Origin of the sequence: Saccharothrix sp. HUAS TT1, from assembly GCF_040744945.1 — a bacterium.
In the GTDB taxonomy this organism is placed as follows: domain Bacteria; phylum Actinomycetota; class Actinomycetes; order Mycobacteriales; family Pseudonocardiaceae; genus Actinosynnema.
The window spans coordinates 3,352,465-3,374,505 of record NZ_CP160453.1 but is presented as its reverse complement, the minus strand read 5'-3'; the positions used below and the strand labels follow the sequence as shown (position 1 = coordinate 3,374,505).

Here is a 22,041-nt window from a genome sequence, read left to right as displayed (position 1 = left end):
CGGCCGCGCCTCGCTCGGCTTTCGAGAAGCACGCGCCTGAGCCGACTCCCCCGGGTTTCCGGGCATGACGCGGGCGGTGGTTCGTGACACGATCAAGACGTGTCGACCAGCCCGCGTGACCGCGACGAGCAGGGCCGGGCCCGCAACGCGCGACCGCGCGACGGGCTCGGCCGACCCCTGCCCTACGGGCTGCCGGGCGTCGAGCGCCAGCCGGAGGGCGTGCCGCGCACGCCGGGGGAAGCGCTCACCGAGGCGCAGCGGCTGCTCGACCTCGGCCGACCGTTCCACGCGCACGAAGTGCTGGAGGACGCGTGGAAAGCGGCGCCCGAGCCCGAGCGGGAGCTGTGGCGGGGCCTGGCGCAGCTCGCCGTCGGCCTGACCCACGCCGCGCGCGGCAACCGGTCCGGCGCGACCTCGCTGCTGAGCCGGGGCGCGCGCAACATCTCGCCCTACCGGGACGACCCGCCGCACGGGGTGGACGTGGCGGGCCTGCTGGCCTGGGCCGAGACGGGCGACGGCGTGCCGCGGCTGACCGGGTGATCATAACGTGTTGATCAGGCCCTACCGGGACGCGATCGGCGACGTCGCGGACGCGGGTCCGCTGACCTACCTGGACTTCGAAGTTGGGCCGAACGCCGGCTTGGGGGCTCTGGAGCCCGGGTAACTGGTGGTCAACTACCACCCTGGAGGTTCCCGTGCTCGCGATCATCGCAGCGGTCATCTTCGGCCTCGCCCTGCTGCTCGACCTGGCGAACGCCTCGCTCGGCTCCGTGCTGGACGGCGGCACGCTGCTCATGGCCGGTTTGCTGTGCGTGGCCCTGCACCTGGCCGGCGTCGGCGCCGGCGCGCGGTCGTTCAGCTTCCGCCGTCGTCGGTGACGCCCGCCGCACCCGACCGGAACGGTCCCGCCGCCCGGCCGGCCGCGGCTATGCTCCGCCGGTGATCAGAGTGCTGCGTGACTTCTCCACCGGTGTCGGGCTCCTCGGGCAGGGTTTCGGGCTGGTGTTCCGGTCGCCCAAGCTGCTGCTGATCGGCGCGGTGCCGGCGCTGCTCACGACCGTGCTGCTGATCGGCGGCGTGGTGGGCCTCGCGGTGTGGATCGACGACATCGCCGCCTGGGTCACGCCGTTCGCCGACGACTGGAGCGAGGGCCTGCGCGCGGCCACCCGGTTCGCCGCGGGCTTCTCGATCATCGGCGCGTTCATCGCGATCGGGCTGCTGCTGTTCACCGCCATCACGCTGATCATCGGCGGCCCGTTCTACGAGCACATCGCGGAGACCGTCGAGGACACCCACCTCGGCGGCGTGCCCGAGGCCGAGCAGGTGACCTGGCTGAAGTCGGCGGCGGTCGGCGCGCGGGACGCCGTGCTGCTGATCGGCATCGCGGTGCTGTGCGCCGTCCCGCTGTTCGCCGCCGGGTTCATCCCGGTCGTCGGGCAGACCGTGGTGCCGGTGATCGCGGTGTGCGTCAACGCGACGCTGCTCGGCATCGAGCTGACCGCGATCCCGTTCACCCGGCGCGGCCTGAAGCTGGACGTGCGCAGGCGGACGCTGCGCAAGCGGCGGGCCGTCACGCTCGGCTTCGCCGTGCCGACCTACCTGCTGTGCCTCGTCCCGCTGGCGGCGCTGGTCGTGCTGCCGGCCGCGATGGCAGGCGGCACGGTCCTCGCGCACCGCCTGCTGCACGACCAGATCAGGTGAACGGCACCCACGCCCGCTGGGCGAGCCCGTCGAGCCCGCTGATCCGCACGCCCGCCGCGGACACCGTCCACAGGTCGTCGCCGATCACCAGCGCCCGGCGGATGCCCGGGTCGTAGGTCGACCCCTCGTGCCGGACGGTGCCCAGCGCGGAGAACGCGCCGCCACCGAGCCGCAGCACCAGCAGACCGCTGGAGTACCCGGCCGACGGGTCGTCCTCCGTCGGCCCGGACTGCACCGGCAGCGCCACCAGGTCACGCGCGGGCCAGTACAAGAATGCGTGCGGGTCGAACTCGACCTCCGAGTTCGCGCCGGGCAGGTGGTGGCCCGCGACCTTGGTCGGCGCTGCCGGGTCGGACACGTCGAACAGCGACACCTGCGTGCCGGTCACCCGGCCCTGCCCGGTGGCCTCCTGGCCGACGCCGATCAGCCTGCCGTCCCCGGCCGGGTGCAGGTACGCCGAGTAACCGGTGATCTTCAGCTCCCCCACCGCGCGCGGTCGCGCCGGGTCGGACAGGTCCAGCGTGTAGAGCGGGTCGACCTGCCGGAACGTCACCACGTAACCGACCGGGCCGACGAACCGCACGCTGTAGATCCGCTCGCCGAGGCCGAGGCCGTCGACCTTGCCGACCTCGGCGAGCCGCGCGCCGTCCCGCTTCAGCACGGTGACGGCGCTCTGCGTCGCGGGCGCCCGCTCGGGGATGCCCGGCGCGTCCGAGGACGTCGTCGCCACCCGCAGGTGCCCCTCGTGCTCGGACAGCGAGTACTGGTTGAGCAGCACGCCCGCGACCCGGCCGGACGCCACGTGCTCCGGCGGGCCCGGCCGCGACACGTCGAACTGGTGGATCGCCGTCATCGGCGGGGTGGTCGGCGCGAAGCGGGTCATCGGCCGCAGGTGGTGGTCGTCGGCCACGTACAGCGAGGTCCCGGTGCCGTAGACGGTGTCGCCGTCGGCCATGATCGTCACGGCGTCGCCGGAGCCGAGCTCGCCGGGGAAGTCGAACGTCAGCACGGACAGCATCGACGTGGCCGAGTGGTCCGCGGGCCGGCTGACCCGGTCGCACGACACCAGCTCGCCCTCCGAGCGGGCGCCGTCGGCGCCGGTCAGCTCGTAGCGCGGCAGCCAGGCCCCGACCGGCGCGGCGGCGACCAGTTCCCGGTTCTCGACCAGCGACTCCGCCTCGCCGCGACCGTCGGTCGGGTACACCCACGGCAGCCGCGGCGCCGAGTGCACGACCACCCGCACCACGTCCCCGACCTGCCGCGCGTCGACGTACCGGCCGGTGACGGTGAGCGTGCCCAGGACGCGCGGCGCGGCGGACAGGTCGACCAGCGTCACCGACGAGTCGCCGGACCGCCCCTGGTACGGGCCGTCGACCGCGATGCCCCACCCCGCTTCACCCTGCCCGACGACGAGCGCGCGGTCATCGTGCAGCAGCAGCTGGGAGGCGTGGCCGGCGGGCACGTCGAGCGTGCCGGTCAGCTCGCCGGTGGCCACGTCCAGCACGCGCAGCTTCCCGTCGGCGACCGTGACGACCCGCTCGCCGTCGGTCTTGGCCAGGTCCGGCTCGTCCACGCCCGCCTCGTGCGCGTTCGTCTTCGAGTGCTCGGGCACGGGGGCCGCGCCGGGCGGCTGCTGCGCGCTGCCCGCCTTGGAGTCCAGCTGGACCCCGCCCCGTTCGGCGTTCGCCACGAAGTTGTGACCGTCCAGCCCGTACGGGCCGACGTGCGGCGAGATCGCCGTCCGCAGCTCGGCCAGCGCGGTGTCGCAGGTGTCGAACCCCACCAGGTCGACCGGCACCGCCTCGATCGGCGGCAGGACCCGCCAGTCCTGCTCCGGCGTGGGCACGGCGGAGGCCGCGCTCACCCCCACCACCAGCGCGGCGCCGCCGAACACCGCGGCCCGCACACCCCAAGACCGTCGTCTCATGCACCCAGGACGGGACGGGAGGGGCAAACGGTTGCGCGGTCCGATCGGTCACCTCGACGGCGACGTGATTGAGTAGGCCAGGACCGAATTGCCCAACACCCCCGGCCAGGGGGTGGAGCGACCACAGGAGATCACATGGCCCCGAGCAAGCCCGAGGTCGAGCCGTACGACGGCGCACCGCCCGCCGACCTGGTGATCGAGGACATCACCGTCGGCGACGGTCCCGAGGCGTCGCCCGGTCAGCTCGTGCACGTGCACTACGTCGGTGTGTCGCACTCGACCGGCGAGCAGTTCGACGCCTCCTGGGACCGCGGCGAGGCGTTCAGCTTCCCGCTGGGCGGCGGCCGCGTCATCGCCGGCTGGGACCGCGGCGTCGCGGGCATGAAGGTCGGCGGCCGGCGCAAGCTGGTCATCCCGGCCCACCTGGGCTACGGCGACCGCGGCGCGGGCGGCGTGATCAAGCCCGGCGAGACGCTGATCTTCGTGGTGGACCTGCTCGGCGTGAACTGAGCGCGTCGCGGCCCGGTTCCGGCCCCGCTCCGCTCGGAGCGTTCGACCGCCGGCCGGAACCGGGCCGTTCACCACTGCGTCATCCTGTGTGGACCGACCGCACCAGCCAGGGGGGAGCCACCGTGCCCGAGGACATCGGCGCGTCCGAACGCATGCTCGGCCAGTGGCAGCAGAGCATTCAGCAGAAGGCCGAGCGCTACCAGGAGATGGCCTCCCGCGTGCAGGGGATGACCATCTCCGAAGCGTCGCGGGACGGCTCGGTGCGGCTCACCATCGGCTCGAACGGCATCCTGACCCACCTGGAGATCGCCGAGTCCGCGCGGGACAGGCGGATGGCCGAGGTGTCGGCCGAGGTGATGCGGACGTTGCAGCGCGCGCAGTCGCGCATCCCGGAACTGCTCCAGCGGGCCATGGCCGAGACCATCGGCACCGGGGACGAGACGGCCAACGCGCTGTTCGACGAGGCGAAGCGCAACTTCCCCGCGCCGCCGCACGAGGACGGGCCGCAGGCGCCGCCGGTCGGCCGCGAGCTGCGGTTCGGCATCGAGGACGACGATGCTCCCCCGCCGCCGCCCGCCGCGCGCCCCGGACCACCGCCGACCCCGCCGCGCAGGCCCGCCCGCGGACCGGACGAGGACGACGACTTCGGTGGTCGGTCCTTCCTTTCCTGACCAGCTCTCCAGGGGGATCTCATGGCCGGTTTCGAAATCGTCGCCGACACGCTCGCCGCGCACCACAAGCAGTTGGACGACCTCGGCGCGCGGTTGCAGGGCGCGGTGGACGCGGCGAAGACGGTGAGCATGCCGACCGACGCCTACGGCATCATCTGCCAGCCGTTCCGGATGATGCTCGACCCGGTCGAGCAGTGGGGGCTGGACGCGCTGCAGGGCGCGGTGGAGGCGATGGAGGCCGCGGGCCGGGCCGTCAAGGACACCGTCGACCAGTACCAGCAGAGGGAAGACGCGATCCGGGACAGCTTCAAGTCCGGCGACTGACGCAGGTCGCGCCGCCCCCCGGGTCTCGCCCGACCGGCCACGTGCGGCTGTCCCGGCGGTTAAGATCAGCGCACCGGGTCGGGGGGAGCTGATAGGGGTGTTCGACGCATGAGCCAACCAGCCGCGCCGCTGACCGAGCAGGAGCAGAACCAGCTCGTCAGGCAGATCGGCCGCGCCATGCTCCCCGCGCTCCCGCCCGGGTGGCACCGGGTCCGGGCCGAGTACCGGGCGGCCGGTCGGCACATCGAGGTGGACCTGGCGTTCGCGGGCCCCGACGGGCAGTGGCGGCCGGTGCGCCCGCCGATGGACGTGGTGCAGCTGTTCGGCCGGCTCCGCGCGGGCATGCACGAGCCGGTCCGCGGCACGTGGCTGAGCGCGGTGTACGAGATCGAGGCGCCCGCCGCGTTCTCGGTCGACTTCAACGCCGACGACGAGCCGCGCTGGCGCAACCCGCCGCCGGTGATCGGCTTCCAGGACGAGCTGCGCACGTTCCCCCGCCAGGACGACCGCATCCCGGCGTGGTTGCGCCAGCGGGTCGGCCTGCCGCCGCTGCCGCCGCCCGACCGGTCGGACGAGGAGCCGCTGCGCACCGCGAACGTCTACGACGGCCGGGACGAGGCCGGTCGCCCGGTGGTGAACCGGCAGGTGCTGGACGAGGCGCTGGGCGAGGCGCTGCTGACCTACCTGGAGGGCGCGCCGGTCGTGCTGGCCGCGCGCAGCCTGGACGTGGACGAGTTCGTGCCGGGCGACCAGGACGTGCCGCTGAACTTCCGCACCGACGGCTCGTGGATCTGGGCCGGGGCGGTGCCGCACTACCTGCGCAAGCACGGCCTCCCGCCGGAGCCGGACCTGGTGGCGCACATCGTGGCCCGCGGCTTCCGGCTGGACGAGGTGGACGAGGCGACCCGCGAGCGCGCGGTCACCGCGATCACCGGCGGCGCCTGACCCTCACGCCGGGCGCGGCAGCTCCAAGTCCGGTTCCCGTTCCCGGTCCCGGTTCCGCAGGGCGCGGACGAGCAGCACGACCAGGAACGCCAGCCCGCACCAGACGTAGGCGTTGCCCACCACCTGCTGCCACCACTCCCAGTGCCGCTCGACGTCGTTGTCGTTCGGGAACAGCCAGTGCGGCCCGACCGCGAAGACCGCCGCCACCAGCAGTGCCGCCGCCCGGAACGCCGGTCCGCCGCGCACCGCCGTGAGCACCACGAGCGCGGGCCCGATCCAGACCCAGTGGTGCCCCCACGACACGGGCGAGATCAGCAGCCCCACGACGGCGACGGCCAGGAAGTTGACCACGTCGTCCTTCGAACGCGCGCACACGTGGACGGTGATCGCGACCAGGACCAGGGCGAGCAGCACCCAGACGACCACCTGCGCGTTGCCCTCCAACCCCAACCGGGCGAGCACCCCGCGCACCGACTGGTTGCCGGTGTAGGTCAACCGGCCGACCCGGCCCGGGTCGAGCAGGGCGTGCAGCCAGAACTCCCGCGCGTTCGACGGCATGATCGCGAAGCCGACCAGCCCGAGCGCGGCGAACGACCCGATCGCGGTGAGGACCGGCCGCCACTCCCGGCGGGCCACCCAGACCAGCACGAACACCGCGGGCGTCAGCTTGATCGCCGCCGCGAGGCCGATCAGCGCGCCGCGCGGCAGCCAGGTGCGCGGCAGCAGGCAGTCGACCGCGACCAGCACCGCGAGGATCAGGTTGATCTGGCCGAACCACAGCGTCTCGCGCAGCGGGTCGAACACCGAGACCGCGGCGGCGACGCCGAGACCCCACCGCACGGCGCGCTCGTTGCGGCCGTGCACCCGCACCGCGGCGATCAGGCAGATCGCGCTGAGCGCCAGGACGTTCACCACCGCGATGCCGACGATCGCCACCTGCAGCGGCACCAGCGCCACCGCGCTGAACAGCGCCACCGCGATCGGCGGGTAGGTGAACGGCAGGTCCGGCCCGCCGAACGAGGTCGCGAAGTGGTCGGCGTAGACGGGCAGGTCGCGCAGCCACGCCTCACCACCCGCGCGGTACACCCTCAGGTCGAGCGACCAGTCCTGCGGACGGCGCGCGACGTGCAGCACGTTGCCGAGCATGACCAGGAACCAGGCCGCGACCGTCAGGCGCAACCGGGTCGGCGATGTCACCCCTGCGGTGTTCACGGCCTTCAGCACCACTTTCGACGAGTCGGTGGACGGATCGTAGCCGGCACCCGAATGAGGCCCAAGTCACCGTGCCCCACCTCGCTCGTTTACGTAGGGTGGCTAGTTGTGCGCACTCCGTCCCCACGTTCCGACGATCGGGTTACCTATGCGCACAAAAGCGCACGCTCGGGATACCCTGTGCGCATGAGTCCCGCGCTGGAGGCGGTGTTGGCCAAGGCAGGTCTGCAGGTCACCCCCGACGAGTTCCTGTCGCTCGTGGCCGACGCCGCGCGCAAGCTCGCCCCACCACACCCGGACCCGGCGAGCTACTTCCCACCGGACCAGCGCGACGCGCTGGTCGACGTGGGCCTCGACTTGAGCCCGCACCGCGTCACCGACGACCAGGGGCGCGCGCGGACCGTGGTGGCGCACGCCGTGCTGCGCGACTCGGCGCTGAGCGTGGCCGAGGCCGCGCGGCAGCTGGGCGTGGACACCAGCCGGGTCCGGCACCGGCTCGGCGTCGGCCGGCTGGTCGGGTGGAAGGACCGGGGCAGCTGGCGGCTGCCCGCCTGGCAGTTCGCGAGCGGCGGCGTGCTGCCGGGGCTGGAGGCCGTGCTGGCCGCCGTGCCGCCGGACCAGCCCGCGCTGGTGGTGGCCGGGTTCATGACGACCGAGCAGGAGGACCTGGTGGTGGACGGCGGCCCCACGACGCCGCGCGAGTGGCTGCTGGCAGGCGGCGAACCGCGCCGGGTGGCCGCGCTGGCCGCACAACTGGGCACGCCCGCCTGAACCCGACGCCACCGCCGAACTCCCGACGCCGCCGAACCCCGACGCGCCGAACTCCCGACGCCGATGAACACCGGCGTCGACGATCCCCTGTCGCCGAGACCCTTGGACCCGAATGTCACGGCTCCCCCAGCCGCCCGCTCCCGCTGTGCTCCAGGCGACCCTGCGTCGCACCGAGGATGTCGTGGCCGTGCACCGGGCCACCCGGTTGGTGCGCGTCTTCGCCGCGAAGGGGCTGCACCCGCAGCGGTGGAACAGCTTCCGCTACACCGGGCCGCTGCCGCACGCCAGGTTCGACACCCAGCCGCCCGCGCCGGACGGCTCGCCGACGCACGCCCACGACCAGGGGGTGCTGTACTTCGGGATGACCGCGCGGACGTCGATCGCCGAGGTGTTCCAGGCGACGTCGGTGGTGGACCGCCGGACCCGCAGCCCGTTCCTGGTGGTGCTGCGGCCGCGGCGGACGCTGCGGCTGCTCGACCTGACCGGGCTGTGGCCGACCAGGGCGGGCGCCTCGCAGGAGATCAGCTCCGGCCCCAAGGGGCTGACGCAGCAGTGGGCGCGGGCCATCCGCGCGGCCTACCCGGAGCTGGACGGGCTGTGGTACCGGTCGTCGATGGACTCCGGCGCGCCGGCGGTGTGCCTGTGGGACCCGCCGGGCGGCACCGGGTTGCCCGCCTCGCCGGACGTGCTGCTGCCGCTGGAGCACCCCGGCCTCGACCTGCCGCTGGCGCGGGTGTGCGAGGAGCTGAACTACACCCTGCTCGGCTGACGAGGGGGTCGCACGGCTCAGACGCGGCTCGGCTGCCTGCCCCGGCGGCGCGGCGCGGGCAGGAACCGGCCGTACCTGACCTCGGGCAGCTCCTGGCCGCCCAGCTCGTAGCGGTGCACCAGGCCGTCGTGCCGCCAGCCGTGCGACTCGTAGAAGTCCCGGCTCTTGGCGTTGTCCTGGAAGACCCACAGGACCGCGTACCGGAACCCCTGCTCCACCAGGTGCCGCATCGCGGCCTCGTGCACCTCGTGCCCGGCGCCCCGGCCGTGGAAGCGGGGGTCGGCGTAGATCGCCACCAGCTCGCCGGTGTGCAGGTCGGGGTGGGCGTCCTTCGACTCGCGGACCGCGTCGACCGCGCAGTAGGCCCCGATCCGGCCGGTGTCCTCCTCCACCGCGACGAACACCCGGCTGGGTTCGGGCAGCCGCAGCACCCGCGCCCACGCCGGCAGCCTGCTCTCCGGCAGCATCCGGTCCAGCACCGGGTCGTCCACTATCCCGCGGTACGAGTGCTGCCAGGCGTCGACGTTGATCCGGGCGATCTCGGGCGCGTCGTCGGGCCGTCCGGCCCGCACGGTCCACTGCATCCGGTGAGCGTGCCGCACCGACCGCGCCGTCCGCTAGCCGTCGGCTCAACCCCGTCTCGGCTGACCGGCGCACAGGTAGCCCGCGTAGGACTTGCCCTTGACCCGGAACCGGGTGGCGCGGAACCGGTTCGGGTCGAGGTCGTGGAACCGGGTGCGGACCACGTCGTCGAACAGCCGGCCCGAGATGATCAGCACCAGGTCCGAGTCGGCGACCGCCAGCTCCCGGCGCACCACCCTGGCGTCCAGCAGCCTGCTGGTCACGATCGGGGCGTCCCCGACCAGGCCGAACCGGCCCGCGGTGAGCGGGCCGCAGTGCATGGCCACCCGCATCCGCAGCGGGGTGCCCGCGCGGCGCAGCTCCTCCAGCGCGGCGGAGAGCCGGTCGGTGAAGTGGGCGACGACCCACGCGGTGTCCGCGTCGGCGGGCAGCACGGCCAGCTCGCCGTCGCCGCGCACCTGGCGGTACCAGTGGGAGCGGTCCAGCCCGGCGTGGTGGGCGGCCAGGTCCAGGACCTCGCCCAGCCGCGTCTGCGCCAGGGACTGGTCCAGCGCGTCGAGCTTGCTGTAACCCTCGACGTCCACGGCCACCACGAGGCGGTAGACCAGTCCGTCGAGCGGTGTCATGGTGTCGGCTGTCACCGCTCCAGCTTGCTGGGGCGCGACCCGCGGAAGTAGGGCGATCACCGGGTTTCCCGTTTCACAGTTCGGCGATCTCGCGCAGCACCCCGCGGTCGACGACGGTGGTGGCCCGGTACCCCGTGGTGATGACGCCGCGGTCGCGCAGGCCGCGGAACTCCCGGCGCGCGGTGTCCTCCTCCACGCCGACCAGCGACCCGATCTCGCCCTGGGTCAGGTTCAGCTTCAACTCGGTGCCCGCGGCGCCGTGGTGGCCGTAGGAGTCGGCCAGGTACACCAGGACGCGGGCCAGCCGCACGGTCGCCGGGTAGCCGTTGAAGTCCGTGCGCCGCTGCTCGCCCCACGCCAGCGTGCGCAGGATCATCTTGTCCAGGTCGAAGTGGGCGGCCGGGAACCGGGTCAGGAAGGCGGTGAACCCCGCCGCCGTGACCACCCGCGCGCGGGTGTCGACGCACGCGGTCACGGTGGCCGAGCGCGCCTTGCCGGTCAGGAACGCCATCTCGCCGACCAGGTCGCCGCCGACCTTGACGTTGAGCAGCGCGACCCGCCCGTTCTCCAGCGTCACGGTCGCCTTGACCAGGCCGTGGACCAGCAGGACCACGTGGTCGGACCGCTCGCCCTCGCGCATCAGCGCGGCGCCGCGCCGGAACAGCTTCGGCACGCCCAGCTCCAGCAGCGCCGCGCGACCGGCGGCGGACACCGTACCCAGGTAGGTGCCGGTGGGCCAGCCTGATGGGATCGCCATCTCAAGACCTCCTCCGCGAGGCACCAGTGTGCCGCCCGCGCGCGGAGGAGATCCTGGATTCCGGCCGGTTCAGGCCAGGTGGCGGCCCCACCACTCCAGCACCGCGTCGAACCGCTGCGCGCGGTGGCGCGGCTTGCCCGACCGGGTCAGCTCGTGGCCCTCGCCGGGGAACACCAGCATCTCGGCCTCGACGCCGTTGCGGCGCAGCGCCACGTAGAGCCGCTGCGCCTGTTCGAGCGGGCAGCGCCAGTCGTGCTCGGAGTGCACCACCATGAACGGCATGCCGATCTTCTCGGCGTAGGTCAGCGGACTCATCGCGCGCTGCGCCTCCAGGCCGGGCCCGCAGTAGGCGTCGGTGAAGAACCAGCCGATGTCCGACGACCCGGCGAACGAGTCCCACGCGTTGACGGCCCGCTCGCTCCACGCGGCGCGGAACCGCTCGCCGTGGTGCGCGGCCAGCCAGGACGTCATGAAGCCGCCGTACGAGCCGCCCATCACGCCGACGCGGCCGGCGTCGAGGTCCGGGCGCTCCAGCGCGACGTCCAGCACGGCCAGCACGTCGTCCACGTCGACCGTGCCGAACGCGCCGATCACGGCCTGGCCGTGCGCCTGGCCGTACCCGGCGGACCCGCGCGGGTTGGGCAGCACGACCGCGTAGCCGGCCGCCGCGTAGACCTGGGCCTCGTCGAAGAAGCCCCAGCCGTGGTACATGAACGGACCGCCGTGCACGGCCAGCACCACCGGGTGCGGCCCCTCGCCCTCGGGCAGCACGACCCAGCCGTGCACCGGGTAGCCGTCGGGGGCCGAGCCGGTCAGCTCGACCGCGGGCCGCAGCGGCGCCGTCGAGCCGAAGTCGGTCAGCCTGCCGCCGCCCACGAGCACGACCTCGCCGGTGTTGTCGGCCTCGGTCACCACGGCCACCACCCGGTCGCCGTCGGCCGCGAACGACTTCACCTCGGCCCGCTCGCCCGCCAGCACCTCCAGGTCGGCCAGCGGCGCGTTGTCCGCGTCGAGGGGCACCCGGCGCAGCTCGACCGCGCCCCGGTTCCGCACCGCGACGAGCACGCCCGCGTCGGTCACCACCGGCGGACCGGCGGACTTCTCGCAGTCCACCTGCTCCACGTCGGTGAGCCGGGTGAGCTGTTCGCCGTCGAACCGCCACACGCCGGTGTTGCGCGCGACGGCGGGCGTGTGCGGCGGCTGCTCGGGCGAGTAGAACAGCACCCCGCCGTCGGCCAGGCCGACCGGGTGGGCGGCCCAGCCCGGGGTCTGCACGACCAGTTCGGGCTCGCCGCCGGTCGCGGGCACCCGGTACACGTCGTTGTTGAACGACTCGGCCGCGCCGAGGTCGCGCTCGGCCAGGAACAGCACCGCGTCGCCGGCCGCCGTCCAGGCGGGGTCGGCCGCGGAGAACGTGCCGCCGGTCAGCTCCACCGGCTCGGCGTCGGGGTCCAGCGCGTCCACGGTGAACAGCCGCGCGTGCCGGTCGGCGGTGAAGCCGACGTCGTCCAGCCGGTAGTCGAGCCGGGTGATGTGGCGGGGCGCCTCGGCGTCCGGGGTCGGCGCCTCGCCGTCGGCCAGCGGCGCGCCGTAGCGACCGGGCTCGGGCACCCGCGCGGTGAACGCGATCCGGCGCGAGTCCGGCGCCCACACGGGCGCGCTCGCGCCGAGCTTGAAGTCGGTGAGCCCGCGGGCCTCGCCGCCGTCGGCGGGCATCACGTGCAGCTGTGGCGCCTGACCACGCTGCGTGACGCGCAGGAACGCGACCCAGCGGCCGTCCGGGGAGATCCGGGGTGTCAGGTCGCGTTCCGCCCACGTCCAACGCCTCGTCCCGCCGCCGTCCGGGGCGACGCGGTGCAGTCCGCCCCGGTAGGCGTTCGCGGCGACGTCGGGGGTGGTGACGTTCACCAGGACGAGGTCCCCACGCACCGACACGGAGCCGGGCTGGGTCAACGACTGCAAGTCATCGGGGCGCACGCTTCAGCACGTTACCCCACCGATCATTAGCAAGGCTCACGAGATTTTGACGCTCACACTTGGTCACTGGGAGCGGGGACCTGCTTCACCGCTTCCGGGTGCCGCTTCACCTTCACCAGGCTGGCGATGGTGGTGATGACCAGCACGCCCACGATCACGGAGAGCGACAACTCGATGCCGATCGTCGGCACGTGCAGCGGCTCACCGCCGTTGAGGAACGGCAGCGAGTTGGTGTGCAGCGCCTCCAGGATCAGCTTCACGCCGATGAAGCCCAGGATCACCGAGAGGCCGATCGACAGGTACACCAGCTTGTTCAGCAGACCGCCGAGCAGGAAGTACAGCTGCCGCAGGCCCATCAGCGCGAACGCGTTCGCGGTGAAGACCAGGAACGGCTCCTTGGTCAGGCCGAAGATCGCCGGGATGGAGTCCAGGGCGAACAGCAGGTCGGTGGTGCCGATCGCGACGATGACGATGAACATCGGCGTGACGAACCGCTTGCCGTCGATCTTCACGAACGACCTGGCGCCGTGGTAGCGGTCGGCCACCGGGTAGACCTTGCGGACCAGCCGCAGCGCGACGTTCTCCTTGTACTCCTCTTCCTCCTCGTTGTGGTCGGTCCGCGCCAGCTTGTAGCCGGTGTAGATGAGGAACGCGCCGAAGAGGTAGAAGACCCAGCTGAACTCCGCGATCACCGCCGCGCCGACCGCGATGAAGATGCCGCGCATGACCAGCGCCATCAGGATGCCGATCAGCAGCACCTTGTGCTGGTGGATCGCCGGCACCTTGAAGGTGGTCATGATGATCAGGAAGATGAACAGGTTGTCGACGCTCAGCGAGTACTCGGTGATGTACCCGGCGAAGAACTCGCCCGCGTAGACACCACCCGACCAGTACCAGATGCCGATGCCGAACAGGACCGCGACACCCACGTAGAAGGTCACCCACCGGGCGGCTTCACCGATGGTGACCTCGTGCGGTTTGCGGTCGACGATGAAGAGGTCGATGGCCAGGAGGACCACCAGGCCGGCGATCGTGGCGAACCACAGCCACGTGGGTACGGACATCTGCTCAAACCTCCGGTGCATCGCGCGCACGCCAATGACCGGAGGTCTCCTCCGCCGGTTTGGACGACCGACCGGCGGCACCGGGAACCTCACGCCAGGCTCCGTGCTGACGACACCGCCGCGAGGGAGTACTCCCCTCCACGCCACTACAGTCTCACGCACCGGTGCGGGTTCGCGCCAGCGGAGGTGATCAGAGGCACCCGGAACGGCGCAAAACGGACGCGTTTCGCTGAGAGCCCGCCGCGACGCCGGCAGCCCGCTCTCAGCCAATCACGCCTAAGGTCAACTCCGTGGCCTCCCTCAACCGCCTCCGCGGCAGGTGGTCGCTCCCCGCGCTCGTCGTGCTGGTCGCCCTGTTGGGCGCCATCGTGGTCTTCACGCGCCAGGGAGACGACCCCGTCCCGGTGGGCACCCGCGAAGCGGTGATCGACGTCCCGGAAAGCCCGGGCAGCGAGCGCACCGTGCAGATCGACACCACCCTGTACCTGCCCGAGCGCACCCCCGCGCCCGCCGTCCTGCTGCCGCACGGCTTCGGCGGCAGCAAGGCGAGCGTCGCGGCCCAGGCCACCGAGCTGGCCCAGCGCGGGTTCGTCGTGCTGGCCTACTCGGCGCGCGGCTTCGGCCGCAGCACCGGGCAGATCGCGCTCAACTCGCTCGACCACGAGGTTCGCGACGCGCAGAAGCTGCTCGACTGGCTGGCCACCCGCGAGGAGGTCGTCACCGACGGCGGCGGCGACCCGAGGGTCGGGGTGACCGGCGGCTCGTACGGCGGCGCGCTGGCGCTGTCGCTGGCGGGCGTCGACCCGCGGGTGGACACCATCGCCCCGGTCATCACCTACAACGACCTGGCCCAGGCGCTGCTGCCGAACTCGGCGCGCGCCGGCGACGTGCCGGGCGCCACCCCGGCGGCGGGCGCGTTCGCCGACGACGGCGTGTTCAAGCGGTCGTGGGCGGGCATCTTCTTCTCCGCCGGCCTGTCCGGCGCGGACGCCACGAACCCCGGCCAGGAGGCGAGCGAACCCGGTCAGGACGACGACGACCAGGGCCTGGACAACGCCGCCGCCGCGGCCACCGCGCCGCCGCAGCAGGGCGACCCCCGGCCTGCCGGACCGGTGACCGGCGCGTGCGGCCGCTTCCAGGCCGACGTGTGCGCCGCGTACACCGAGGTCGCGACCACCGGCAAGGCCGGGCCGCAGACGCTGGAGGTGCTGCGCCGCGCCTCGCCGTCCGCCGTGACGAACAAGATCACCCAGCCGACGATGCTGGTCCAGGGCGAGCAGGACACCCTGTTCGGCCTCGACCAGGCCGACGCCAACGCCCGCCAGATCGCCGCGAACGGCGCGAAGGTCAAGGTCGTCTGGTACGCGGGCGGCCACGACGGCGGCTCGCCCGGCCCCGAGCTGCGCGGGCAGATCGCCGACTGGCTGGCGTTCCACCTGGAGGGCGAGGGCGCCGACCCCGGCACCGGCTTCGAGTACACCGTCGTCGGCGCGTTCCGCAGCAGCGGCACGCCGTCGCTGCGGACCGTCGTCGCCCCGGCCTACCCCGGCCTGAACGGCGGGGCGGCCACCGAGCGCCGCGACGTGCCGCTGTCGGGCCGCGAGCAGGTGGTGGTGAACCCGGCCGGCGGCAACCCGGCGGCGGTGTCCAGCCTGCCCGGCCTCGGCTCGGTCGTGTCGCGGTCCAGCTCGCTGTCCTCGCGGCTGTCGATCGACATGCCCGGCCAGGCGGCGGTGTTCCAGAGCGAGCCGCAGACCGCGCAGACCCTGCTGACCGGCGCGTCCACCGTGCGGCTGCGGGTGGCCGCGGTGCCCGGCCAGCCGGTGCCCGCCGAGGGCGCGGTGCTGTTCGTGAAGCTGTACGACGCGGACGCGAACGGCGTGCGCACGCTGCCCGGCTCGGCCGTCGCGCCGGTGCGGGTGGCGGACCTGCCCGCCGACGGCACGCCGGTCGACGTCACCGTGACGCTGCCCGGCGCGGTGCGCCCGGTGGAGGCCGAGCACCGGCTGCAGCTGGTCGTGTCGACCACCGACATGGCCTACTCGAACGCCGCCGAGCCCGCCGCGTACCGGATCTCGCTGGCCTCGCCCGCGCTGTCGGTGCCGGTGGTGCCGGGCGTGAACGCGACCAGCGACGTGCCGACCGGCGCGCTGTGGGGCATCGGCATCGTGCTGATCGTCTGCGTGATCGCGGCCGTGGTGGCGTGGTTCCGGCGCAGGCTGGTCGCGGACGTCGACCCGGAGCTGGAGTCGGTGCCGCTGGTGATCGAGGGCCTGAGCAAGTCCTACCCCGGCGGGTTCGTCGCGGTGAAGGACCTGTCGTTCCGGGTGGAGCACGGCCAGGTGCTCGGCCTGCTCGGGCCCAACGGCGCGGGCAAGACCACCACGCTGCGGATGCTGATGGGCCTGATCCAGCCGAGCGAGGGCGGGATCAGGGTGTTCGGCCACCGGGTGACCCCCGGCGCGCCGGTGCTGTCGCGGATCGGGTCGTTCGTGGAGGGCTCCGGCTTCCTGCCGCACCTGTCCGGCGCGGAGAACCTGCGGCTGTACTGGGCGGCCACCGGCCGCCCGCCGGAGCAGGCGCACGTCGAGGAGGCGCTGGAGATCGCCGGGCTGGGCAACGCCGTGCACCGGCGGGTGCGCACCTACAGCCAGGGCATGCGGCAGCGGCTGGCGATCGCCCAGGCCATGCTCGGCCTGCCGGACCTGCTGGTGCTCGACGAGCCCGCCAACGGGCTCGACCCGCCCCAGATCCACCAGATGCGCGAGGTGCTGCGCCGGTACGCGGCGGCCGGGCGCACCGTGCTGGTGTCGTCCCACCTGCTCGCCGAGGTCGAGCAGACGTGCACGCACGTCGTCGTGATGCACAAGGGCTCGCTGGTCGCGGCCGGTCCGGTGGACGAGATCGCGACCGGCGGCGGCGAGGCGAGCTTCCGGGTCGACCGGCCGGAGGAGGCGGCCGCCGTGCTGCGCGGCCTGGCCGGCGTGCACGACGTGCACGTGGACGGCGAGCAGGTGCACGCGAGCCTCAACGGCACGCCGCGCGCGTCGGCGTTGCAGGCCCTCGTGGCCGCGGGTGTGGCGGTGGACCAGGCCGGTCCCCGCCGTCGGCTGGAAGACGCGTTCCTGGAGTTGGTGGGCGAATGAGCAGCGAGAACGGTGTGCACACCGACCCGGCCGCGATCTCCGACCTGACCGACGCGGCGCGGGCCGAGCAGTCGTCGGTCGCGCCGGACGGGTCGAAGGTCGGGTACCGGGCGTCGCGGACGCTGCCGGTGCGGGTCGAGCTGGTGCGGCAGTTGCGCCGGCGGCGGACGCAGTTGGTGCTGGGTTTCCTGGTGCTGCTGCCGTTCATCCTGGTGGTGGCGTTCGAGCTGGGCCAGGCGTCGCCGAACCGGCGGTCCGGCGGGTTCGTCGACCTGGCCACGGCCAGCGGCGTGAACTTCGTGATCCTGACGCTGTTCGTCAGCGGCAGCTTCCTGCTGCCGATGATCGTGGCGCTGTTCTTCGGCGACACGATCGCGAGCGAGGCGTCCTGGTCGTCGTTGAAGTACCTGCTGGCCGCGCCCATCCCCCGGCACCGGCTGCTGCGCCGCAAGGCGGTGGCGTCCGGGCTGATGTCGGTGTTCGCGCTGGCGCTGCTGCCCGCGGTGGCGCTCGGCGTCGGCGTGATCTGGTACGGGGCCGGTGAGGCGGTCTCGCCGACCGGTGAGGCCGCGTCCTTCGGGTCGGGCGTCTACGGCGTCGCGCTGGCGATCGTCTACATCTCGATCCACCTGTTCTGGGTGGCCGGGTTGGCGCTGTACCTGTCGGTGTCGACGGACGCGCCGCTCGGTGCGGTCGGCGGCGCGGTGCTGGCGTCGATCGTGTCGCAGATCCTCGACCAGATCACCGCGCTGGAGGACCTGCGGAACTACCTGCCGACGCACTACGCGCTGGCGTGGGCCGACCTGCTGTCGTCCGACGTCGACTGGTCGCAGATGGCGAAGGGCACGTTCTCCGCGCTGGCGTTCGGCGCGTTCTTCACCCTGCTGGCGGCGCGGAAGTTCGCGCGCAAGGACATCACCAGCTGAGCGTTACCCCCTCGGAGCGGCGCATCGGGAGTGCTCCCGGTGCGCCGCTCCGTCGTTCGGCGCCGGCTCCGGTCGACCGAGAACGCCCTGCGGGGCATGGGACGAGGCGTTCGTTGACGCGACGTAAGGCGAGCCGGCCGAGTGGACCGCTTAGGGTGATCGGGTGACTGTCTACACGGACGAGGAAGGCCGGACGCTGCGCACGGCCGTCTTCGGGGCGATGGTGCTGGTGTCCACGGCGGAGCCGGGCGCCCTGGACGAGGAGAGCCACGCGGGCATCCGGGCGATGACGGCGTTCTCGCCGCAGGTGCGGGAGGCGCTGGGCGCGGGGCGGCCCGAGTTGCCCGCCGGGTCGGCGGCCGACGTGGAGGCCGGGGTGCTGGCGGCGTTGCGGCGGTCGGTGGCGATCGTGACCGCGAAGTCGCCGGTGGAGGCCGAGGTGTTCCCGGCCGCGGTGCTGGCGGTGTGCGCGGAGGTGGCCTCGGCGGACGGGCGGGTCGGTCCGGGCGAGGGCGCGGTGGTCGGGAAGGTGCGCGCGGCGCTGGAGGGCTGAGCGCACCGCGCCGCCCCGGTCACTACGAGGTCCGGGACGGCGCGGTGCGGGCGGTCGCTACTTGACGCCGGCGGCGTCCATGCCGCGCAGCTCCTTCTTCAGGTCCTGGATCTCGTCGCGCAGCCGGGCGGCCAGCTCGAACTGCAGCTCGCGGGCCGCGTTCATCATCTGGTCGGTCAGCTGCTGCACCAGGTCGGCCAGCTCGGACCGCGCCATCGTGCCGGTGTCGCGGTCGGTCAGGACGCCGGAGGCGGCGCGGCCGTTCGCGCCCGGGTCGCCGGTCGGCTTCTTGCCGCGCGAGGTGTTGCGGCCGGAGCCGCCGGGCGCGATGGCGTCCTCGGCCTCGGCGTAGACCTGCTCCAGGATGTCGGTGATCTTCTTGCGCAGCGGCTGCGGGTCCAGCCCCCGCTCCTCGTTGTAGGCGACCTGCTTGGCCCGCCTGCGGTTGGTCTCCTCGATCGCGTGCCGCATCGAGTCGGTGATCCGGTCGGCGTACATGTGCACCTGGCCGGACACGTTGCGGGCCGCGCGGCCGATGGTCTGGATCAGGCTCGTGCCCGAGCGCAGGAAGCCCTCCTTGTCCGCGTCGAGGATCGCCACCAGCGACACCTCGGGCAGGTCGAGGCCCTCGCGCAGCAGGTTGATGCCGATCAGCACGTCGTACTCGCCCAACCGCAGCTGGCGCAGCAGCTCGACCCGGCGCAGCGTGTCGACCTCGGAGTGCAGGTAGCGGACCCGGATGCCGAGTTCGAGCAGGTAGTCGGTCAGGTCCTCGGCCATCTTCTTGGTCAGCGTGGTGACCAGGACCCGCTCGTCCCGCTCGGCCCGCACCCTGATCTCGTGCACCAGGTCGTCGATCTGGCCCTCGGTCGGCTTGACCACGACCTCCGGGTCGACCAGGCCGGTCGGCCGGATGACCTGCTCCACGAACTCGCCGCCGGTCTGGCCCATCTCGTACGGGCCGGGCGTGGCGGACAGGTAGACGGTCTGGCCGATCCGGTCGGCGAACTCCTCCCAGGTCAGCGGGCGGTTGTCCAGCGCGCTCGGCAGCCGGAAGCCGTGCTCGACCAGGTTGCGCTTGCGCGAGGCGTCGCCCTCGTACATGCCGCCGATCTGCGGCACCGTCACGTGCGACTCGTCCACGACCAGCAGGAAGTCGTCCGGGAAGTAGTCGATGAGGGTCGCGGGCGCGGTGCCGGGACCGCGGTCGTCGATGTGGCGCGAGTAGTTCTCGATGCCGTTGCAGAAGCCGACCTGGCGCATCATCTCGATGTCGTACGAGGTGCGCATCCGCAGCCGCTGCGCCTCCAGCAGCTTGCCCTGCCGCTCCAGCACGGCCAGCCGCTCGGCCAGCTCGACCTCGATGTTGCGGATCGCCTTCTCCATCCGCTCCGGACCCGCCACGTAGTGGGTGGCCGGGAAGATGCGCAGCTCCTGCACCTCCTTGACCACGTCGCCGGTCAGGGGGTGCAGGTAGTACAGCTTGTCGATCTCGTCGCCGAAGAACTCGACCCGCAGCGCCAGCTCCTCGTACGCCGGGATGATCTCCACCGTGTCGCCGCGGACCCGGAACGTGCCGCGGTTGAACGCGATGTCGTTGCGGGTGTACTGGATGTCGACCAGGGCGCGCAGCAGCAGGTCGCGCTCGACCTCGACGCCGACCTCCAGCTTGATCGACCGGTCGAGGTAGGACTGCGGCGTGCCGAGGCCGTAGATGCACGACACGGACGCCACCACGATCACGTCGCGCCGGGTGAGCAGGCTCATCGTGGCCGAGTGGCGCAGCCGCTCCACGTCCTCGTTGATCGAGGAGTCCTTCTCGATGTAGGTGTCGGTCTGCGGGATGTACGCCTCGGGCTGGTAGTAGTCGTAGTAGCTGACGAAGTACTCCACCGCGTTGTCCGGGAAGAACCCTTTCAGCTCGTTCGCGAGCTGCGCGGCCAGCGTCTTGTTCGGCGCCATCACCAGCGTGGGCCGCTGGACCTTCTCCACCAGCCACGCGGTGGTGGCCGACTTGCCCGTGCCGGTGGCGCCGAGCAGCACCACGTCCTTCTCCCCGGCGCGGACGCGCCGTTCGAGGTCCGCGATCGCCGCCGGCTGGTCGCCCGCCGGCTGGTAGTCGCTGACCACGCGGAACTGCCCGTCGGTGCGGGGGATGTCACCGACGGGGCGGTGCGACGAGTGCGCCTTGACCGGGATCTCGGTAGGGAAAGCCACGGGTACGACGGTACGCCGGGGGTGTGACAATTTCCGATCCGGACCAGGTCAGGACGCGGACCAGGGGTGCGGGGCCGAGGACGTGGGCCGGGGCGCGGGGTCAGCAGCCGCAGCAGTCGCAGTTGCAGTCGCAGCTCGGGCAGTCGCAGTTGCACCACGCCTCGCGCCACTTGCCGCTCCACGGGCCCGGGTGGGGGTCGCGGCAGCAGAACTGGCACGTGCCGCACTCGTAGAACGCGGCCAGGCACCCCAGCAGGACGCCCCGGCCGCGCGGCGGCTGCACGAGCTTCGGCCAGAACCACAGGCCGCTGCCGGGGCCGGGCTCACCACCGCGCTTGCGCCCCTTGCCGCCGGTCGGCGGTGGCGGCGGGCCGACCGGACCGGTCGCGCCGGGCGGCACGTGGCCCGGCGGCGGCGAGTAGGACCGCGGCGGCGCGCCGAACGGCGGCGCGAAGTCCCGGCCGCCGTGGCCGTGCGGCGGGTGGTGCAGGTGGGGCTCGCCGAACGCCCGCCCGATCGACTCGCGCACCTCGTGCACGAGCAGCACGTGCACCAGCCGGTCGTCGGCGAACTCCGCCTCCCGCAGCGCCAGCTCGATGCCCAGCGCCGCGTCGTCGCACAGCCGCCGCGCCTCGACCAGGTCCGTGCCGGTCGCGACCAGCGGGTTCCACGCGCCGGACGCCCGGTCGGCGGCCAGGTCCTCCACCGCGTCCAGCAGGTGCGCCAGCCGCCCGAACAGCCGCCCGACCTCGCGCAGCGGCGCCGCGTTGCCCGGCCGCCCGGCCAGCACCGCGGTCTGCGCCACGGCCTCGCCCGCCGCCGTCTCGGTCGGCTCGGTCACGGTCAGCACGGACGAGCCGGCGCCCGCCGCTCCCTCGACCGCCGACTGCCGCCGCACGGCGTCCACCAGCACCGCCGTGTCGAACCCGAGGTCGAGGCCGGTCTCGGCCGCCTGCGCCGCCCACCGCCGCGCCACCTGCCTGCCGACGCCGCGCATCGGCGCGCGGGCGAACACTCCGTCACCGTCGGACACGTGGTCGCCGACCTTCGCCGAGGCCAGCACCAGCGACACCGAGGCGGCCAGCCGCGCGCCCGTGCCCACCGCGACGTCCGCCGACTGCATGCCCCGCAGGGCGCACGGTCCCGCGGACCGCCGCGAGCGGCCCGCCTGGGCTTCGACCAGGGCCGAGATGACCAGCCCGTCGTAGTTGGTGACGACCCGGGCGAGCTGGCCGTGGTCGTCGCGCAGGGCCAGGCACAGCCCGCACAGGTGGGCCAGCCACGACTCGCGCAGCTCGGGGCCCAGGCGGTTGCGACAGGGGCGGATGATGCCGAACATGGCGGGAAGAGTAAGCGATCATCC

General features: G+C 73.1%; 21 protein-coding genes. 12 read left to right on the top strand and 9 right to left on the bottom strand.

What is annotated here, in order from left to right:
* Positions 1–99 precede the first annotated feature (99 nt).
* From AB0F89_RS16615 to AB0F89_RS16605, 3 genes are all read left to right on the top strand, one after another.
* Positions 100–540, top strand: a complete 441-nt coding sequence (locus AB0F89_RS16615; RefSeq protein WP_367137152.1) for a DUF309 domain-containing protein — start codon at positions 100–102, stop codon at positions 538–540.
* A 155-nt stretch (positions 541–695) separates the two neighbouring features.
* A complete protein-coding gene (locus AB0F89_RS16610) occupies positions 696–878 on the top strand; it encodes a hypothetical protein (RefSeq protein WP_367137150.1) in 183 nt (60 codons plus the stop codon).
* Positions 879–939: 61 nt separating this feature from the next.
* Positions 940–1,701: an EI24 domain-containing protein gene (locus tag AB0F89_RS16605; RefSeq protein ID WP_367137148.1), complete on the top strand. Its 762-nt coding sequence runs from the start codon at positions 940–942 to the stop codon at positions 1,699–1,701.
* Here AB0F89_RS16605 and AB0F89_RS16600 read toward each other — a convergent pair.
* Positions 1,694–3,628, bottom strand: coding sequence for a beta-propeller domain-containing protein (locus AB0F89_RS16600; RefSeq protein ID WP_367137146.1), 1,935 nt, complete (start codon positions 3,626–3,628; stop codon positions 1,694–1,696). The genes AB0F89_RS16605 and AB0F89_RS16600 overlap by 8 nt on opposite strands.
* 135 nt (positions 3,629–3,763) lie before the next feature.
* On the opposite strand from AB0F89_RS16600, the gene AB0F89_RS16595 reads away from it, so the two are divergent.
* The 4 genes from AB0F89_RS16595 to AB0F89_RS16580 all read left to right on the top strand — a co-directional run bounded on the left by AB0F89_RS16595 (position 3,764) and on the right by AB0F89_RS16580 (position 6,078).
* Complete coding sequence (locus tag AB0F89_RS16595) at positions 3,764–4,138, top strand: FKBP-type peptidyl-prolyl cis-trans isomerase (protein ID WP_367137144.1); 375 nt, start codon at positions 3,764–3,766, stop codon at positions 4,136–4,138.
* Between the two features lie 122 nt (positions 4,139–4,260).
* Positions 4,261–4,809, top strand: a complete 549-nt coding sequence (locus AB0F89_RS16590; protein WP_367137142.1) for a YbaB/EbfC family nucleoid-associated protein — start codon at positions 4,261–4,263, stop codon at positions 4,807–4,809.
* A gap of 21 nt (positions 4,810–4,830) precedes the next feature.
* Positions 4,831–5,133 carry a type VII secretion target gene (locus tag AB0F89_RS16585; protein WP_367137140.1) on the top strand — a complete coding sequence of 101 codons (303 nt, stop codon included), beginning with the start codon at positions 4,831–4,833 and terminating at the stop codon, positions 5,131–5,133.
* Between the two features lie 108 nt (positions 5,134–5,241).
* The gene (locus AB0F89_RS16580; RefSeq protein WP_367137138.1) at positions 5,242–6,078 is read left to right on the top strand and encodes a hypothetical protein; all 837 of its coding nucleotides are present in this window, start codon (positions 5,242–5,244) and stop codon (positions 6,076–6,078) included.
* A gap of 3 nt (positions 6,079–6,081) precedes the next feature.
* On the opposite strand, the gene AB0F89_RS16575 is transcribed toward AB0F89_RS16580, so the two are convergent.
* Positions 6,082–7,275, bottom strand: a complete 1,194-nt coding sequence (locus AB0F89_RS16575; RefSeq protein WP_367137136.1) for a glycosyltransferase 87 family protein — start codon at positions 7,273–7,275, stop codon at positions 6,082–6,084.
* A 201-nt stretch (positions 7,276–7,476) separates the two neighbouring features.
* Between AB0F89_RS16575 and AB0F89_RS16570 the strand changes: the two genes are divergently transcribed.
* Positions 7,477–8,061, top strand: coding sequence for a DNA-binding protein (locus AB0F89_RS16570; protein WP_367137134.1), 585 nt, complete (start codon positions 7,477–7,479; stop codon positions 8,059–8,061).
* A gap of 112 nt (positions 8,062–8,173) precedes the next feature.
* Positions 8,174–8,830, top strand: a complete 657-nt coding sequence (locus tag AB0F89_RS16565) for an RES family NAD+ phosphorylase (protein WP_367137132.1) — start codon at positions 8,174–8,176, stop codon at positions 8,828–8,830.
* A 17-nt stretch (positions 8,831–8,847) separates the two neighbouring features.
* On the opposite strand, the gene AB0F89_RS16560 is transcribed toward AB0F89_RS16565, so the two are convergent.
* The 5 genes from AB0F89_RS16560 to AB0F89_RS16540 all read right to left on the bottom strand — a co-directional run bounded on the left by AB0F89_RS16560 (position 8,848) and on the right by AB0F89_RS16540 (position 13,836).
* Positions 8,848–9,414 carry an N-acetyltransferase family protein gene (locus AB0F89_RS16560; RefSeq protein WP_367137130.1) on the bottom strand — a complete coding sequence of 189 codons (567 nt, stop codon included), beginning with the start codon at positions 9,412–9,414 and terminating at the stop codon, positions 8,848–8,850.
* Positions 9,415–9,459: 45 nt separating this feature from the next.
* Complete coding sequence (locus AB0F89_RS16555) at positions 9,460–10,053, bottom strand: hypothetical protein (protein ID WP_367137128.1); 594 nt, start codon at positions 10,051–10,053, stop codon at positions 9,460–9,462.
* Positions 10,054–10,111: 58 nt separating this feature from the next.
* Positions 10,112–10,795, bottom strand: a complete 684-nt coding sequence (locus AB0F89_RS16550) for a Crp/Fnr family transcriptional regulator (RefSeq protein WP_367137126.1) — start codon at positions 10,793–10,795, stop codon at positions 10,112–10,114.
* A 69-nt stretch (positions 10,796–10,864) separates the two neighbouring features.
* A complete protein-coding gene (locus AB0F89_RS16545) occupies positions 10,865–12,772 on the bottom strand; it encodes an alpha/beta fold hydrolase (protein WP_367137125.1) in 1,908 nt (635 codons plus the stop codon).
* Positions 12,773–12,825: 53 nt separating this feature from the next.
* Positions 12,826–13,836, bottom strand: coding sequence for a TerC family protein (locus AB0F89_RS16540; protein ID WP_367137123.1), 1,011 nt, complete (start codon positions 13,834–13,836; stop codon positions 12,826–12,828).
* A 290-nt stretch (positions 13,837–14,126) separates the two neighbouring features.
* Here AB0F89_RS16540 and AB0F89_RS16535 point away from each other — a divergent pair, with 290 nt between their 5' ends.
* The 3 genes from AB0F89_RS16535 to AB0F89_RS16525 all read left to right on the top strand — a co-directional run bounded on the left by AB0F89_RS16535 (position 14,127) and on the right by AB0F89_RS16525 (position 18,461).
* Positions 14,127–16,982 carry an alpha/beta fold hydrolase gene (locus AB0F89_RS16535; protein ID WP_367137121.1) on the top strand — a complete coding sequence of 952 codons (2,856 nt, stop codon included), beginning with the start codon at positions 14,127–14,129 and terminating at the stop codon, positions 16,980–16,982.
* A complete protein-coding gene (locus AB0F89_RS16530; RefSeq protein ID WP_367137119.1) occupies positions 16,979–17,908 on the top strand; it encodes an ABC transporter permease in 930 nt (309 codons plus the stop codon). The genes AB0F89_RS16535 and AB0F89_RS16530 overlap by 4 nt, the downstream gene beginning before the upstream one ends.
* 163 nt (positions 17,909–18,071) lie before the next feature.
* On the top strand, positions 18,072–18,461 hold the full coding sequence (locus tag AB0F89_RS16525; protein ID WP_367137117.1) for a hypothetical protein: 390 nt from the start codon (positions 18,072–18,074) through the stop codon (positions 18,459–18,461).
* Positions 18,462–18,518: 57 nt separating this feature from the next.
* On the opposite strand, the gene uvrB is transcribed toward AB0F89_RS16525, so the two are convergent.
* Both uvrB and AB0F89_RS16515 read right to left on the bottom strand, forming a co-directional pair.
* Positions 18,519–20,678 (bottom strand): excinuclease ABC subunit UvrB, encoded by a 2,160-nt coding sequence (uvrB, locus tag AB0F89_RS16520; protein WP_367137115.1) that lies wholly within the window; start codon positions 20,676–20,678, stop codon positions 18,519–18,521.
* A 100-nt stretch (positions 20,679–20,778) separates the two neighbouring features.
* Entirely contained in the window at positions 20,779–22,017 is a 1,239-nt protein-coding gene (locus tag AB0F89_RS16515; RefSeq protein WP_367137113.1) for a DUF5685 family protein, read from the bottom strand.
* Between the last annotated feature and the right edge of the window lie 24 nt (positions 22,018–22,041).

Excerpts from the sequence above, each read along its gene's own strand:
- AB0F89_RS16600 (WP_367137146.1), bottom strand. The coding sequence starts at position 3,628 with ATGAGACGACGGTCTTGGGGTGTGCGGGCCGCGGTGTTCGGCGGCGCC.
- AB0F89_RS16595 (WP_367137144.1), top strand. The coding sequence starts at position 3,764 with ATGGCCCCGAGCAAGCCCGAGGTCGAGCCGTACGACGGCGCACCGCCC.
- AB0F89_RS16585 (WP_367137140.1), top strand. The coding sequence starts at position 4,831 with ATGGCCGGTTTCGAAATCGTCGCCGACACGCTCGCCGCGCACCACAAG.
- AB0F89_RS16580 (WP_367137138.1), top strand. The coding sequence starts at position 5,242 with ATGAGCCAACCAGCCGCGCCGCTGACCGAGCAGGAGCAGAACCAGCTC.
- AB0F89_RS16570 (WP_367137134.1), top strand. The coding sequence starts at position 7,477 with ATGAGTCCCGCGCTGGAGGCGGTGTTGGCCAAGGCAGGTCTGCAGGTC.
- AB0F89_RS16565 (WP_367137132.1), top strand. The coding sequence starts at position 8,174 with ATGTCACGGCTCCCCCAGCCGCCCGCTCCCGCTGTGCTCCAGGCGACC.
- AB0F89_RS16560 (WP_367137130.1), bottom strand. The coding sequence starts at position 9,414 with ATGCAGTGGACCGTGCGGGCCGGACGGCCCGACGACGCGCCCGAGATC.
- AB0F89_RS16550 (WP_367137126.1), bottom strand. The coding sequence starts at position 10,795 with ATGGCGATCCCATCAGGCTGGCCCACCGGCACCTACCTGGGTACGGTG.
- AB0F89_RS16540 (WP_367137123.1), bottom strand. The coding sequence starts at position 13,836 with ATGTCCGTACCCACGTGGCTGTGGTTCGCCACGATCGCCGGCCTGGTG.
- AB0F89_RS16530 (WP_367137119.1), top strand. The coding sequence starts at position 16,979 with ATGAGCAGCGAGAACGGTGTGCACACCGACCCGGCCGCGATCTCCGAC.
- AB0F89_RS16515 (WP_367137113.1), bottom strand. The coding sequence starts at position 22,017 with ATGTTCGGCATCATCCGCCCCTGTCGCAACCGCCTGGGCCCCGAGCTG.